The organism is Comamonas odontotermitis (assembly GCF_014207855.1).
Classification (GTDB): domain Bacteria; phylum Pseudomonadota; class Gammaproteobacteria; order Burkholderiales; family Burkholderiaceae_C; genus Comamonas; species Comamonas odontotermitis_A.
Genome location: NZ_JACHKZ010000012.1, coordinates 44305 through 59283 on the forward strand (window position 1 = coordinate 44305; position 14979 = coordinate 59283).

Here is a 14979-nt window from a genome sequence, read left to right on the forward strand (position 1 = left end):
TTTCCAATTAGGCGCGAGCAGCCTCTTTTCATCAACTCTGCTGACTGACCCCAGCGGATGCAAAGCTGGCCATCTCGCGCAGGATGGCACATGCCGACTGCAACAGCGGCCAAGCCAGCGCCGCGCCCGAGCCTTCACCCAGACGCAATTGCCAATCGAGCAGCGGCTGCGCCTGCAGATGGGCCAGCATGCGCGTATGGCCCGGCTCGCCCGAGCGGTGGGCGTATATGCAGCGCTCCAGCACGGCAGGCTGCAGGCGGCTGGCCACCAGCACCGCCGCTGTGGTGATGAAGCCATCGACCACAATCACACGGCGCTCCACGGCAGCCTGCAACACGGCGCCCACCATGGTGGCAATTTCCAAGCCACCCATCGCGCACAGCACGTCGAGCGGCTCCTGCGCGCCAGCATGCAAGGCCAGTACCTGGCGCAGCACTTCCACCTTGCGCGCAAGGCCAGCCGCATCGAGCCCGGTGCCAACGCCGGTCACTGCCTCGATGGGCTCATTGCACAAACGTGCCAGCAGCAGCGATGCGCTGGAGGTGTTGCCTATCCCCATCTCGCCCAGCAGCAGTGCATTGCCCGGCAATTGCTGCACCAGCACCATGCCGTTGCGCAAGGCCATCGCGCATTGCTCTGCCGTCATCGCTGGCCCCACACTGCAATCGGCAGAGCCATAAGCGATCTTGCGGCGCCACAGACGGGGCTCGCCTGGCACCGGCAGCTTGTGCGCCGGATCCTGCTCGCGCACGGCAAAATCCCTGGCCACGCCACAGTCCACCACATTCAGCGCAATGCCGTTGTGCCGCGCCAGCACGCTGACGGCAGCGCCTCCCGCCAGAAAATTCTCGACCATCTGCCAGGTCACATCGACCGGGTATGCCGACACCCCCCGTGCTGCCAAGCCATGATCGGCTGCAAACACCAGCATCTGCGGCGCCTGCAGCACAGGCTGCTCATCTCCCAGAATGCAGGCAATGCGCAGCGCAAGCTGCTCCAATTGGCCCAGAGAGCCCACCGGCTTGGTTTTCTGATCGAGCAAATGCTGAACCCGGCTTTGCAGGCCGGTATCGTGAAGCGAGGGGATAGACGGGATGGAAGCGATCAGGCGAATATCAGACATGGTGAGAAATGCGGCAAGCGGGCTGGGGATATCGGCGCGCGCCAACGGAGCCCGGGGCGCATAGTATGGCGCGGCTGCCAAGACAGTGCAGCACCACTCGTCCATACCAAAAGAAAACGCTCTGACCGGTTGCCCGGCCAGAGCGCAAATTCGGATGGGTGCACTGGCGTTTTACACACCCATCCGACAGAGCTCAGACATGCTCGGTTGCGTAAAAGTGCTGGTACATGCAGCCTCAGGGCTTGGCAGGAACGGTATAGGTGTATTCGCGCAGAATGCCACCGCCCTGCACCGAGCCGCTGTCCTGCCCGTTGGTGACACGGTCCACACAGGCACGCTTGTCTTCTTCAGCCCGGAACACGCCGCAGCGGGCCACTGCATTGCCCGCGTACTGGTCATTGCTGCGGTCGGTCAACTGGCCCTGGCGATCAGCCTGCAGGGCGGCTGCCGCTTCCCGGGAGCTGGAGCTGCCGTCGGCCACACTGCGATCGGCACGCTGGTGCGGCTTGCCAGTTTTATGGGCATGTTTGGCATGCTTGGCTGGCGCCTGTGCAGGCGCAGCCGGTTGCGCAGACGCAAAACCAGCCACCCCCAAGGCAATGGCGGCAACGGCGATTTGCAAGGATTGGCGTACAGCATTTTTCATGGTGATCTTCCTTCTGTCTGGTAATGGGCAATTGCAGCCAACAGCATGCTTGAAGTCCTGCCCGGCAGTTATCGGCCCAGCCCACCAGACCTTGCAGTCCAAGGCCTACATGGCAGCGTCTGCTTAGAACGTGTTTACGATCTCCTCGCGCCGCGACAGTGGCTTTGCGGGAGGGGATGCGAGGCGCAATACCGCAGCAATAGCCCCGCTATTGCGAGGATTTGCAACGACGCAGACCGCCCGCAGAGCCGCTGTCCCTACGGGTTGGAGTGAAATCGGGCGATTTCTTCGCGCTGGCCCTTGCTTGCACCCCGGTGCAAGCTGCGGCCCATCGCTTCGAACTCATCCCGATTTCACTCCAACGCGGCTGCGTAGAGATCGTAAACACGTTCTTACAACAAAGAGATACCCCTGCACAACCGCCTCGTCCTTGCGTGCTCCCACTGCGGTCCAAACCCACCTTACAAACTACGACATGGTCTTTGACCAATACCTAGTCCTGTGGTAACTTTTCAACACATTTGAAATTGTCATACTTGTTGAAAATTAGATTTTATTTATTAACTTATATTATTAAATAAATTCTTTATAACAGAGGACAGGGATGAGAACCTCCAAAAGAACCTGGGGGCTGTGCGCAGCCCTGCTGGTGTGTGCAAGTGCGCACGCAGAAGCGCCGGTTACGGCCAATTCACAGTATTTCACCGGCTGGCGGATGGCCAAATTTGTGACGGCGACGCCCACACCCACAGCGGGCACTCCGATCAACGCCACGGTAGGCGGGACTCCGTTCACGATCAATACCGTGGGCACACCGCCCACCACCTGGGCCACTTGGGGCAGTTCGCAGAGCACCATGCTCATGAGCTCTACGGATCTACCCGTCAATATCGGCCTTCCCTCAGATCCGGGCAACGTGTGGGAAGTGGGTGCTGGCGAGATATCCATGAAGTTCCAGGCGCCGATGGTGGTTGGAACGACGCTGTTCAGCCATGATTTCGACTCTGCTGATGCCATGGAGTACCGCTTCTACCGTTGTGACGGCACGCAGGTGGATGCAAGCCAGGTCGAATTCCTGCAAATCGCCACGGCCAACAATCCGGTGCAGACGCCTCCAGTGGCCAACGCCACCGATTCATTCTGGAAGCTGGCGAGTCCGACCACCGGCCCTCTTGCTGGCACCACAGTAGGTTTGGTCGTGAAGGCTGCTGATGTCTGCGAAATCCGGGCCAAGGAACTGGGTTTGCCAAGGCATTCCACCATTGACCTCATGCTCGGCATTCCGCCCACCCCCAATCCGGTTGCAGACACCAGCAACACCGTGCAGGGCCAGCCCGTCACCATTGATGTGCGCGCCAATGACACCACCTCATCGCCACCAGCAACCCTCGCGCCGCCTACCATCACGCAGCCGCCAGCAAACGGCACGGTTAGTGTCGACGGCTCGGGCAACGTGGTCTATACCCCCAACGCAGGCTTCTCGGGTAGCGACACATTCACCTACGAGGTGTGCGTGCAGACGGCCCCCACCCAGTGCAAAACGGCGACGGCGAGCGTGAACGTCCTGGGCGCAACCGCCACGGCAGACTCTGCCACCACGAAGGCGGATACGCCGGTGACGATCGGCATTCTGTCCAACGATACCTCGAGCGATCCTGCCAATGCGCCACTGACCGGGCCTGCAACAGCAGTTTCCGCGCCCGCCCACGGAACCGTCGTCTACAACCCCGATGGCACCGCGACCTACACCCCAGCAGCTGGATTTACAGGCACCGATACCTTCGAGTACCAGATCTGCACTGCGCAAGGCACCTATCCTGCACCGGCATGTGCAACGGGCAAGGTGACAGTGGTGGTGACCTCCACCGTAACGCCACCCGTGCCTGGCGCCACCGCACCCGTTCCCGTGGACAGCCCCTGGGCGCTCTTGATGGCTTCGATGGGCTTGCTGGCCCTGGCCGTACGCCGGGCAAAACACTGAGCTGACACGATCCCGCATCGCCCCACCACAGTAAAAAGCGCCAGCGCATGATGAATGCGTCGGCGCTTTTGCTTTTCATTGGACCAAGCAAAGCGGTCGGTTTTTACGGAGGCGCGAGCGCCCCCGCCTCAAACCACGCTTCCACGCCCCGCGCCAGCCGCTCAAAAACCTGCTCCAGGCTAGGCGCGCCATGGCCGAACAAGGCGTGGATGACTTCGCCATTCTCGAACAAGCCATGCAGATAGGTGCCGAGCACCGCGGGATTGCCGCCCTGCCACAACAGGCCCGGCAGCAGCTCCTGAGCGGGACGGCTCGCACCAGCCTGCATGTCGGCACGCAGCTGGGTCTGACCATGGTGGATTTCATAGCCGCGCACCTGAACGCTGCCCAAAGCCTGCCACGGCGCCTGCAAGGCGGGAAGCGAAAATGAGGTGGGCTGCACGGTCTTGTCTTGCGCAAACAGCGTGGCCAGCGGCAACAGGCCCAGACCGGCTGCGTTGCCATCAACGCCATGCAGATCAATCAACGCCTCACCCAGCATCTGCAGGCCTCCGCAAATGCCCAGCACCCGCCCGCCTGCATGGGCATGCGCGGTCACGGCAGCATCCAGCCCCTGTGAGCGCATCCAGGCCAGATCAGCGGCCGTGGCCTTGCTGCCCGGCAGGATGACCCAATCGGCGCCCGCCAGTTGCGAGGGCGAACGGGCCCAGACCACCCGCACGCCAGGCACCTGCAGCAGCGGCTGAAATTCATCCAGATTGCTGATGCGCGGATAGGCAATGATGGCAATGGTGGTATGCACCACCTGCCCGGCACCTGTGCTGCCACGGTCGTCAAACACGCCATCCTCTTCGGGCAGACCGTGCGCATATTGCATGGGGATGCAGGCCACGGTGGGCACGCCGGTTTTTTCCTCCAGCATCTGCGGCGCGGGCGCAAGCAGGCTGGCGTCGCCCCGAAACTTGTTGAGCACAAAGCCTTTGATGAGCGCCTGCTCCTCAGACGGCAGCAGCGCCCAGGTGCCATACAGGTGCGCAAACGCGCCGCCCCGGTCGATGTCCGCCACCAGGAGGCAGTGCGCATCGCAGTGGCGCGCCACGCGCATGTTGACCACATCGCTCGCGTGCAGGTTGATCTCGGCGGGCGAGCCTGCGCCTTCGATCACCACCACATCGTTTTCGGCGCGCAGTTCATCCAGCGCCTGGGCGATCTGCGGCCAGACCCGGGCACTGCGGCCGCGCCAGGGCATGGCCGTCAGCTCTTCATTCACCTGCCCAAACAGTACGACCTGGCTTTTGGTATCGGCCTCTGGCTTGAGCAGCAAGGGGTTCATGCGCACATCGGGTACGGCGCCTGCGGCCAGCGCCTGCAGGTACTGCGCGGTGCCGATCTCCCCCCACCTGCCGTCAGGCGTAGCCACCACGCGCGCGTTGTTGCTCATGTTCTGCGCCTTGAAGGGCGCCACCTTGTAGCCCTGGGCCCGGTACCAGGCGCACAATGCCGTGGCCACCCAGCTCTTGCCTGCGCCGCTGCTGGTGCCCAGCACCATCACGCACCGGGCGGTCATGCGTGCACCTTGGGTTGCAGGGGCAAAACCATGCGCTGCAGGATGCGCTCCAATGCATGATCGCCATGCAGGCACAGCCCGGTGTGCACAGCCGAGGTCTGGATGATGCTGCTGCGCTTGGCGGTGAGCCAGTGAAAACGTGCGCGAAACGGCAGTTGTGCAATCGGCCCGCCTTCGGGTCGGCCCTCACAGATGGCGATGATGCTGCCCAGGTGCCGGTACACCATCTCCAGATCGGCCTGCGGGTCCAGTGCCAGCAGTCGCGCCTCATCCAGCGCCATGGCTGCCTGCAGATAGCCACTGCGCTGGCAGGAGACGATCACCCCGGCGTTGATGAATTCCTCGCGCTCCACCCGGGGTACCACGCGCACGACAGCGTAGTCATATACATCATGCGCGTGCATCGATGGCTCCTTGCAACCAGCGGCCACGGTCTTGCAGGCGGGCCAGAAAATAATTCACATAGGCTGCACGGTGGGCCTGCGGATCGGCCAGCGCATCGCTCTGGCGGTCTTGGGCCGCCTGGTTCAGAAAGCAGTCGGGCACGGCAGCCACAATCGCCGCCAGCACCGGCCCTGTCAGCTGCCCTGCCATCGCCTCGTCCACCTGTGCCAGCTGCGTGGCCTGCGGCAGCAGGACATGGTCTGCAATCGGGGCATAGGGCTTGCCAGGATCAGCCACCACCCCTTCCCAGGCATGGTGAAAGGTAAGCGTGGCCCCATGGTCGATCAGCCAGGGACGGCGCTGCCACATCAGCAGATTGGTGTTGCGCGCGGTACGGTCGACGTTGCTGACCAGGGTGTCGAACCACACCAGGCGCGATGCGAAATCGCTGTCCACCGCATCGACTGCGGGGTCGAAGTTCACCGAACCGGGCAGGTAGTCCAGCCCCACGTTCAGGCCGTCGCTGGCGCGGATCAGGTCCTGGATTTCGGGATCGGGTTCGGTCTGCGCCAGCTTGGCATCGAGCTTGGCCAGCACGATTTCGGGAACAGGCAACCCGAGCGCCCGCGCAATACCGCCCGCAATCAATTCGGCCATCAAGGCGCGCACGCCCTGCCCGGCACCGCGGAACTTGAGCACGTAAAGCCCCAGGTCATCCGCCTCGACCACGGCAGGCATCGAGCCGCCTTCGCGCAAGGGCGTGACGTAACGCTCCACCACAACGGAGCGCAAGGAAGGAATTGGTGAGTCCATGCGAAATGGTAGCGCCGGATGGATGCCCTCGGGGCTTGCCGCGCTCATTCTCTCAGTGTTAGGGGACCACGCTCCAGGACTGCTCCAGCGCGGCCTGCGACGCGGGCGGCAGCACGCCCAGGCGCACAGCCCCTGGCAGGCCGAAGCTGGCGCAATCGCGCAGCTTGATGCCCTGCGCGCGCAGCCAAGCCAGGCGCTGCACCAAAACGCCTTCGGCCAGAGGCGGCCGTGCCACAAAGTAATTGGCCTGGTGGCCGGGTACCACCGCCCAGCCCAGCCGCTCACACAGCGCCAGCTGCTGCAGCTTCCAGGCACGCAAACTCTGCAGGCTCAGGGCCAGCCATCGCTGCACCTCACCGCTCGTCCAGGCTTCCAGCATGGCCACACCGTGCGCGCCCACCACCCAGGACGGCGCCAGCTCGCGCAACGCGCACAACGCATCGTCCGCAACATGGCACGGCGCAATCGCGTAGGCAGCGCGCACGCCTGTCATGCCCAGGGCCTTGTTGGGCGTCCACAGCTGCCAGAAACTGTCCAGGTTGCACCGTGGTGCATCGCCTTCCAGCCACAGAGGGCGATAGGCACAATCCAGAACATGCCACCCCGACCCCACAGACGCTGAAACGGTATCCCGCTCGCCCAGTGGGCTCGATGGCTCGCAGAACCAGTGCAGATTGCCATGCCCTGCACCATCCTCCACGCGATCGCGCCGCAACAGCGCCAGCCCCCATACACGCGCGGCATGCGCATAGTCGCCGTAGTGGTGGCGGGGCAAGGTCACCGCCGATGCACCACTGCGCGCGGCATATTGCGTCATCCGGTGAATCAACTCACTGCTGCTGCCGCCGATGACAATGCGCCGTTGCGCCACCGCGTGAAAGGCCGCCAGCCGCTCCTGCAGCCCGGTATAGAGCGGATCGGGGTACTGCGCCGCATGCGCTGCCTGCAGGGCCGCCACCGCCGCAGGGCACGGCCCGAAAGCGTTGCGATTGGTGGAGAAATCGTGCGCGGGTACACCCAGCGCATCGGCGCCGCCATGGATGCTTTCAAGCATGGCCTGCCTCCATCCACAACGCTATTGAAAAAATAGCTATCAGCATGCCTACCACCTGCGCCACTACTACTTTGGATGCCAGATTCACGGCCTGCTGCACGTGGGCCGCCTCGGGCGCCCGTCCCTGTGGATTCAACCGGTATACGCCCGGCTTGGACAAGTGCACGCCCAAGGCCAACGCCATCGCGCCCATGGGCCAGCCGCCATTGGGCGATGGCGTCACGCGTGCATCGCGCCGCAGCGCAGACCAGGGCACGCCGCCTGCCAGCAGTGCCAGCCAGGCGGCGGTAAGGCGTGCAGGCACCCAGTTGAGCACATCATCCGCCCGCGCCGCCCATTTGCCAGCCCACTGCCAGTAACGGCGATCTTCGCCCTGCCCGCGCCAGCCGGGGTAGCCCCACATCGCATCTGCCGTGTTGGCCAGGCGGTACACCGCCGCACCGGGCAGGCCCGCAATGGCAAACCAGAAGAGCGGCGCAATCACGGAGTCGCCCAGGTTCTCGGCCAGGGTCTCGATGGCGCTTTCACGCACGGTGGCGGCATCCAGTTGGGCGGTATCGCGGCTTACCAGCCATGACAGGCGCTCGCGGCCCGCTGGCAATGATTGCTGCAGCGCAGCCTCTACGGCCAGCACCTCGTCCCTTAGCATGCGCCAGGACAATAGCGGCTTGAGCAATACCCCCATGCACACCCCTGCCAGCCACCAGGGCTGGTAGGGCAGCACGAAAAGGATCGCCCCATAGACCACAAAAACAATCGCCGCCAGCGCACACCAAGAAAGCATCCCCAAGGCAAATCGCATCCAATCGGCTGAGCGCTCTGCGCGGGGCGCTATGCATTTCCCCAGCACGCCCAGCAGCTTGCCCATGTAGACCACCGGGTGCAGCCACGCAGGTGGCTCGCCCCACAGCCGATCAAGCGCAAGAGCCACCAGCACGGCGATCAAGGCGCACAGCACATTCTGCGACCACAGCACCGCCGCATCTGGCGCGGCCGTGAGCGCCCGGTACAGCCAGCCCAGCGGGCTGAAGGACCAGGCCAGCAGTTCCGACCAGGTGATGACCGTCATGCCGCTGGTGGCTCCTCAGTCCAGACATCGTCCATCAGCATGGCTTCCAGCGGCGCACGACAGGCCCATTTTTCCTGCTGCAACATTGGCTCTGCGTAGTAGGCAGCAACAGGCCCCAGGCACAGCACGCCCAGCGGGTGGGCACCTGCTGGCATATGCAGCAGCTGCGCCAGCGCCTGTGGATCGAAGATGGACACCCAGCCCATGCCCAGCCCTTCGGCGCGCACGGCCAGCCACAGGTTCTGGATGGCGCAGGCCGCGCTGGCAATATCCATCTCAGGCAAGGTACGGCGGCCAAAGATGTGCGCCTCGCGCCCCGGCGGCATGGCCACCACCAGCACCTCGGCCGCATCGAGCACGCCCTGCACCTTGAGCTTCATGAAATCTTCCTCGCGCTCGCCCAGTGCGTGGGCGGTACGCACCCGCTCTTCTTCCACCAGTGCATGGATGGCCTCGCGCAATGCGGCGCTTCGCACGCGGATGAAGCGCCAGGGCTGCATAAAGCCTACGCTGGGCGCATGGTGCGCCGCACGCAACAGGCGCAGCAATACCTCCTCAGGCACAGTGCCACCGGCAAAGTGGCGCATGTCGCGCCGCTCGTAGATGGCCCGGTAGACGGCTGCACGCTCTGCCTCGGTGAAAGGCATGGCGGCAATCATGGCAGGCGCTGAGGGAGGAATCGGTTTATCGGGCATGGTTCGATTGTGGGCCTTATGCCGCCGCCAGGGTGGCTGGGCAGCAAAGCCGGAGTCCATTCACACTCAATCCTCGATACCGCGCTGGGCAGGAATGCCCGCCTGGAAGGCATGCTTGATGAGCTTCATCTCGGTCACGGTGTCGGCAATGTCGATGATCTCCTGCGGGCAGCGTCGGCCTGTAAGGCAGACATGCACATCCTTGGGCCGTGCAGCCAGGGTGTCGAGCACTTCCTGCAGCGGCAGCCAGCCATAGATCAGCGGGTAGGTGATTTCGTCCAGAACGACGAGGAAATACTCGCCCGAGAGGATGGCCGCGCGGGCTTTTTCCCAGCCATCGCGCGCCAGTTGGCCCGACTGCTCCAGATCCCTGCTCTTCCAGCTGAAACCGTCGCCAAGGCCTTCGATGGACAGCCCCACCTGGTCGGCCAGCCGGTGCTCGCCAAAGCGCGCCGTAGGCACCTTCATGAACTGGAACACCTTGACGGCCTTGCCCCGGCCTGTGGCGCGGAAGGCCAGCCCAAAGGCTGCCGTGCTCTTGCCCTTGCCGTCGCCGGTATTGATGATGACGAGGCCCCGGCGTTCGCCCTCGGGCTTCTCGTAAGGCTTTTCGGTAGGGGGAGTTTCGATTTGCATGCTTTCCTTCTCACAAGTCACGGGGCGTACATATCGCCCACAGCATTTAAAAACCACCCAAGGGAGGGCTTCTTCATTTCGCCATCCGGGGCAATGCCATCCACAGGCCGTCGATGCTGCGCACCTGGATACGGTGGTCAAACACCGTTTCGAGCGCCGCATGGGTGGCAAGGTCGCCGCAGGCGCCCTGGTGCACCGCCCGGCCTTCCTGCAGGATCAGCATGTCGTCCGCCAGCAGTGCCACCGAGATTTCATGCAGCACGCTGATGACCGTGGCACCCTGGCGGGTGAGCGTGCGCACGCTGTCCACCCAATCGGTCTGGTGTGGCGGATCGAGGTTGGCGAGCGGCTCATCCATCAGCAGCACCTGGGCCTGCACCGCCAATGCCCGGGCGAGCAGCACCCGCTGGCGCTCGCCGCCCGAGAGTTCGACCACCGGACGATGGCGCCACTCCCAGGCCTGGGTCTGGCGCAGGCAGCGCTCCACAATGGCGTGGTCTTCATGGCTGGGCGCTGCCAGCCAGGGCTGGTGTGGCAAGCGGCCGAGCAAGGCCACATCCAGCACCGTCAGGTCTTCGGTCACCACCTCTCCCTGGCCCAGCCAGGCCAGGGCCTGCGCGCGCGCCTTGCGGGGCCACGAATGCAGCGGCTTGCCCAGCAGATGTACCTGGCCCTGCAAGCCGTGCGCGGGCCACAGGCCGCTCAGAACCTTCAACAGGCTCGATTTGCCTGCGCCATTGGGGCCGACGATACTGGTCCACCGGCCCTTGGCAAACCCGGCAGACAGGCCATGCAATATGGGCTTGGAATGCACGTTGGCGTATATCTGCTGCGCAGCAATAGCGATAGTTTCAGGCGTATTTTGTGGCATCACATGGCTCCTGCCGCCCGCGTGCTGCGGTGCATGCGCCACAGCAGATAGGTACCACCCAGCGCTGCGGTCAGCACGCCTACAGGCAGCTCCTGCGGCGCCACCAGCCACCGCGCCAGAATGTCTGCCGCCAGCAGCAGCGTGCCGCCCATGGCAGCGGCCAGCAAGGTGCTGCGACCGTGGCCGATACGCACGAGGCTGCGCACCAGATGCGGCGCAGCCAGCCCCACAAAGGCAATCAGGCCGGTCTGCGCCACCGAGGTACCCGTGGCCAGTGCCAGCACCGCCACCAGGCCATAGCGCAGTTGCGTCAGCGGCAGGCCCAGGCTGGTGGCCGTCGCTTCGCCCAGCGTCAGGCCATCGAGCACCCGCGAGCAGGCCCAGGTAGCCAGCGCACAAACCAGCAGCACCGCGCCCATCAGCGCGCAGCCCTCCCAGCCCACAAATGCCGAAGTGCCCAGCGTAAAGGCCTGCATGGCCTGCAGGATGTCAGGGTGCTTCAACTCCAGCAGATCGCGCACGGCACCCAGCACCACGCCCACGATCACACCCGCCAGCAGCAAGCGCAAGGTGTTTTGCACGTTGCGCGCCAGCACCACGGTCAGGCCAACGGCGCAGGCGGCGCCAGCAAAGGCCATGCCCGTCATGCCCAGCCGGTAGATGAGGCTCAGGCTAGTGAGGGACGACCCCATCAGCACCAGGCCCACCGCGCTGCCCAGCGATGCACCCGATGCGCTGCCCAGCAGGTAGGGGTCTGCCAGCGGATTGCGGAACAGGCCTTGCGCCACCGCCCCGGCAAGGCCAAGCAATGCGCCCGCCAACCAGGCGCCCAAAGAGCGCGGCAGGCGGATGTCCATCACGATCTGCCAGGCCGTGGCGTCGTCCCGCATGCGCAGCACGCTCTCCCAGCCAGTGCTGCCCACGCTGGCCCCCACCATCAACAGCGCGATGGAAAGCAGCAGCAACACCAGCGCCAGCCAGCCGCTGCGGCGCTGGCCAGGCGCGCATTCGCGCAGTGACGCCTGCCCTGCCTGAGCCGCCATCAACGCTGCCCTCCTTCGGCCGACTTTTCTGCGCCTTGCTTCCTCGGTGCCTTGTCAATCAGGCACTGCGCAATCAGGTGGGCGGCCTCTGCCATGCGCGGACCGGGGCGCACAATGGTGTAGGAATCCTGGTCGCTGAAGACGCACAGGTTCCCGCCCTTGATGGCCTTGAGGCTGTTCCAGCCCGGGTAGCTGGTGGCAGCCTGCATGCTGCGGTTACCGAGCATGATCACGTCAGGCTGGGAGCGCAGCAGAAACTCGGGGCTCAGGCGCGGAAACGGCCCCAACTCGGCAGGCACCACGTTGTCCACTCCCAATTGGGCAAGAATTTCTCCAATGAAGGACTGTGGCCCGGCAGCATAGGGGCCACGGCTCACCTCAAAATACACCCGACTGTGTCTGGCTGCCACGGGCACACGCTGCGCCGCATCCACCACCCCCGCCTGCAACTCGCGCCACACGCGGTCGGCGCCTTCTGCAGCGGGCACGCCCAGCACCTGGCCCAACTGCTGCAGCACCTTGTGCACACCGGCCTGTGATTTCACTTCCAGCGCCGCCACTTTCACGCCCAGCGCCTCCAGCCGCTCGGCCACCTTCGAGGCATGCGACATCAGCACCAGATCGGGCTTGAGCGCCACGATGGATTCCACGCTCGGATCCAGCCCGCCCCCCACTATTGGCAGTTTCTTGACAGCCAGCGGCCAGTCCGAATAACGATCCACCCCCACCAGCCGGTCGCACAGGCCCAGGGCGCAGGTGCTTTCGGTCAGCGAAGGCAGCAGGCTGACGATACGTTGCGGCGGCCGTGCCAGTTGCACGGTCTTGCCACGGTCATCAGTGATGGGCTGGGGAGCGAGGCGCGCAGATTCAGCCAGCACAGGAATCGCTGCCGTACGCTCGGCAGCAGGCAACTCCTTCGCGCTGGCCGCTGCCGCGCCCAGCAACGCTGCCGCCACTGCGATGCTTGCGGTACGCACGGCACGCCGCAGGAGGGATTTTGGAAAATGCATAGAACGAACCATCATTTCATCTGCAGAGGCAGCCCCGCCGCCATCAGTGTGACGCGGTTGCACACCGCCGCCGTTTGTTGGTTGAGTACGCCCAGCGCATCGACAAAGGCGCGCACTTCGCGCCCCATCGGAATCACGCCCAGGCCGATCTCGTTGCTGACCAGAATGACGGGGCCGGATGCGCGCTCAATCGCTTCCAAAAAAAGAGCTTGCTGCGCTTTCCAGCTGTGCGCGGGAGTCTGATTTTTCTCAAAATCGGGGGAAGGCATCAGCCAGTTGGTCAGCCACAGCGTGAGGCAATCGACGATCAGCAGGTGCTGCGGCTCGCTGCAGGCGGCTATCGCCTGTGCCACATTGCGCGCCTCTTCCACCGTGGCCAGTTGCGGTACGCGTGCGGCGCGATCACTCTGATGGCGGGCAATGCGGGCTTTCATTTCATCGTCGTAGGCGGTGCCGGTGGCGATCAAACTGGCGGTGTAACCCGCGCCTTGCTGCAGCCACTGGCGCGCCAGCAGCTCTGCTTGCCGTGATTTACCGGATTTTTGCCCGCCCAGCAGCAAGAGCTTGAGCACCGCGCCATCCACTGAAAACGAAGGTTCTGCCATGGTCGCCATCTTATGCAGTCTGGACGGCCGATGCGGCACACACACCTGGCCAGCCCTGCTGTGCAGTTTGCTGCAGGGTCTGCAGTACATCAGCCCCCAGCAGGGCCGCCACGGCCTGCGGACAGGAGGGGAACCACGCATGGAAATAGCTGGCATGGATGCTGCCATGGCAGTACACCGCTTCCCCTTTGCCGCTTTCGGGCTCCTGGCCCGGCCGGCTGCTGCGCGCAACCAGGCCCGCACCACTGTCCAGGCGTGAATAGTGGAAAGTGTGGCCACGCAGCACGCCCCAGGGCGTCGCCAACTGTTGCATGCCCAGGCCCGCCAGGCGTTGCTGCATGCGCGCCTGCGCGGGCAGCAGGCTCCACAGACTGTGCCAGCGGCCTTCCAGATCGGTCAAGCCTTCGGCCAGCGCCACCATGCCGCCGCATTCGGCCCACACGGGTTTGCCTTGATCCACATGCGCCTGCAGATCCAGTTGCAGCCCGGCGTTGGCTTGCAGGGCCTGCAGGTGCAGCTCAGGGTAGCCGCCGGGCAGCCACAAGGCATCGCACGCAGGCAGGCGCTCGCCCGCAATGGGCGAGAAAAATGCCAGCTCCGCCCCCAAGGCGCGCAAGCATTCCAGATTGGCCGCATAGATGAAGCTGAAGGCCGCATCACGTGCCACGGCAATGCGGCGGCCAGCCAGCAGTGCGGGCAACTCGGCTGCATCGTTCTGGGCCGCAAAATCCACCGACCAGCGCTGCTGCCAGTCTGGCCAGGGCAGTTGCCCCAACGGCGTCTGGGCCAGCGCATCGGCCGCTGCATCGAGCCGCTCCAGCGCATCGGGCAGCTCCTGGGCGGCCACCAGGCCCAGGTGGCGCTCCGGCAGCAGGTTGGCGCGCGGGGCACCACCCGCCAGCGCCACCTGGGACATCGCCCCGAGCCAGAGCGCCGGGTCGCGCAGGCCATCGCGTAGCAGTTCGCCGTGGTAGTTGCTTGCTACGCGATTGGCCAGCACTCCGGCAAGCTTCATGTCAGGATCAAAGTGCTGCATGCCATAGGCAATGGCGCCAAAGGTGCCAGCCATGGCCGAGGCGTCGATGACGACGACCACCGATATGCCAAGGGATTTGGCCAGATCAGCGGCGCTGCTTTCGCCATCAAACAATCCCATCACACCTTCGATCAGCAGCACATCATGGCCAAGAGCTGCCTGGTGCAGTCGGGCACGCACATCGCGCTCGCCGCTCATCCAGCGGTCGAGCGTGTGCACATCGCCGCCGCTGGCCAGCCGGTGCCATTGCGGGTCAAGAAAATCAGGCCCGCACTTGAATACCTGCACGCGCCGCCCGGCACGCGCATGCAGACGCGCCAGCGCCGCCGTCACCGTCGTCTTGCCCTGCCCGGACGCGGGCGCCGCCACCAGCAGCGCCACGCACCGGGCGGTTTTCTCGCCATCGGCTCCGCTCACAGACGCATCCATCACCCTGTTTGCTCCTG

At 64.5% G+C, this 14979-nt stretch carries 15 protein-coding genes; 1 reads left to right on the forward strand and 14 read right to left on the reverse strand.

Annotation, left to right across the window (positions count from 1 at the left end; translation table 11 throughout):
• Positions 1-31: 31 nt before the first annotated feature.
• Both cobT and HNP33_RS11140 read right to left on the reverse strand, forming a co-directional pair.
• Positions 32-1123 (reverse strand): nicotinate-nucleotide--dimethylbenzimidazole phosphoribosyltransferase, encoded by a 1092-nt coding sequence (gene cobT / locus HNP33_RS11135; RefSeq protein WP_184708439.1) that lies wholly within the window; start codon positions 1121-1123, stop codon positions 32-34.
• A 235-nt stretch (positions 1124-1358) separates the two neighbouring features.
• Positions 1359-1769 carry a hypothetical protein gene (locus HNP33_RS11140; RefSeq protein WP_184708437.1) on the reverse strand — a complete coding sequence of 137 codons (411 nt, stop codon included), beginning with the start codon at positions 1767-1769 and terminating at the stop codon, positions 1359-1361.
• Between the two features lie 604 nt (positions 1770-2373).
• Here HNP33_RS11140 and HNP33_RS11145 point away from each other — a divergent pair.
• The gene (locus tag HNP33_RS11145; RefSeq protein ID WP_184708434.1) at positions 2374-3750 is read left to right on the forward strand and encodes an Ig-like domain-containing protein; all 1377 of its coding nucleotides are present in this window, start codon (positions 2374-2376) and stop codon (positions 3748-3750) included.
• Between the two features lie 103 nt (positions 3751-3853).
• Here the strand turns inward: HNP33_RS11145 and HNP33_RS11150 are convergent, their stop codons facing one another.
• The 12 genes from HNP33_RS11150 to HNP33_RS11205 all read right to left on the reverse strand — a co-directional run bounded on the left by HNP33_RS11150 (position 3854) and on the right by HNP33_RS11205 (position 14962).
• Positions 3854-5317, reverse strand: coding sequence for a cobyric acid synthase (locus HNP33_RS11150; RefSeq protein ID WP_184708432.1), 1464 nt, complete (start codon positions 5315-5317; stop codon positions 3854-3856).
• Positions 5314-5721, reverse strand: coding sequence for a DUF3037 domain-containing protein (locus HNP33_RS11155; protein ID WP_184708430.1), 408 nt, complete (start codon positions 5719-5721; stop codon positions 5314-5316). The genes HNP33_RS11150 and HNP33_RS11155 overlap by 4 nt, the downstream gene beginning before the upstream one ends.
• On the reverse strand, positions 5708-6514 hold the full coding sequence (locus HNP33_RS11160; protein WP_233464488.1) for a HipA family kinase: 807 nt from the start codon (positions 6512-6514) through the stop codon (positions 5708-5710). The genes HNP33_RS11155 and HNP33_RS11160 overlap by 14 nt, the downstream gene beginning before the upstream one ends.
• Positions 6515-6572: 58 nt before the next feature.
• Positions 6573-7568, reverse strand: coding sequence for an aminotransferase class I/II-fold pyridoxal phosphate-dependent enzyme (locus HNP33_RS11165; protein WP_184708428.1), 996 nt, complete (start codon positions 7566-7568; stop codon positions 6573-6575).
• A complete protein-coding gene (gene cbiB, locus HNP33_RS11170; RefSeq protein ID WP_184708426.1) occupies positions 7561-8637 on the reverse strand; it encodes an adenosylcobinamide-phosphate synthase CbiB in 1077 nt (358 codons plus the stop codon). Before cbiB ends, HNP33_RS11165 begins: the two co-directional genes overlap by 8 nt.
• On the reverse strand, positions 8634-9332 hold the full coding sequence (gene bluB / locus HNP33_RS11175; protein WP_233464489.1) for a 5,6-dimethylbenzimidazole synthase: 699 nt from the start codon (positions 9330-9332) through the stop codon (positions 8634-8636). Before bluB ends, cbiB begins: the two co-directional genes overlap by 4 nt.
• A 66-nt stretch (positions 9333-9398) precedes the next feature.
• Positions 9399-9968, reverse strand: a complete 570-nt coding sequence (gene cobO, locus HNP33_RS11180; protein ID WP_184708424.1) for a cob(I)yrinic acid a,c-diamide adenosyltransferase — start codon at positions 9966-9968, stop codon at positions 9399-9401.
• A 73-nt stretch (positions 9969-10041) separates the two neighbouring features.
• On the reverse strand, positions 10042-10839 hold the full coding sequence (locus HNP33_RS11185; protein WP_184708422.1) for an ABC transporter ATP-binding protein: 798 nt from the start codon (positions 10837-10839) through the stop codon (positions 10042-10044).
• Positions 10839-11882, reverse strand: coding sequence for a FecCD family ABC transporter permease (locus HNP33_RS11190; protein ID WP_184708420.1), 1044 nt, complete (start codon positions 11880-11882; stop codon positions 10839-10841). Before HNP33_RS11190 ends, HNP33_RS11185 begins: the two co-directional genes overlap by 1 nt.
• Positions 11882-12907 carry an ABC transporter substrate-binding protein gene (locus HNP33_RS11195; RefSeq protein ID WP_233464490.1) on the reverse strand — a complete coding sequence of 342 codons (1026 nt, stop codon included), beginning with the start codon at positions 12905-12907 and terminating at the stop codon, positions 11882-11884. Before HNP33_RS11195 ends, HNP33_RS11190 begins: the two co-directional genes overlap by 1 nt.
• Positions 12904-13497 (reverse strand): bifunctional adenosylcobinamide kinase/adenosylcobinamide-phosphate guanylyltransferase, encoded by a 594-nt coding sequence (locus HNP33_RS11200; RefSeq protein ID WP_184708418.1) that lies wholly within the window; start codon positions 13495-13497, stop codon positions 12904-12906. The genes HNP33_RS11195 and HNP33_RS11200 overlap by 4 nt, the downstream gene beginning before the upstream one ends.
• A gap of 10 nt (positions 13498-13507) precedes the next feature.
• A complete protein-coding gene (locus tag HNP33_RS11205; protein ID WP_184708416.1) occupies positions 13508-14962 on the reverse strand; it encodes a cobyrinate a,c-diamide synthase in 1455 nt (484 codons plus the stop codon).
• Positions 14963-14979 lie beyond the last annotated feature (17 nt).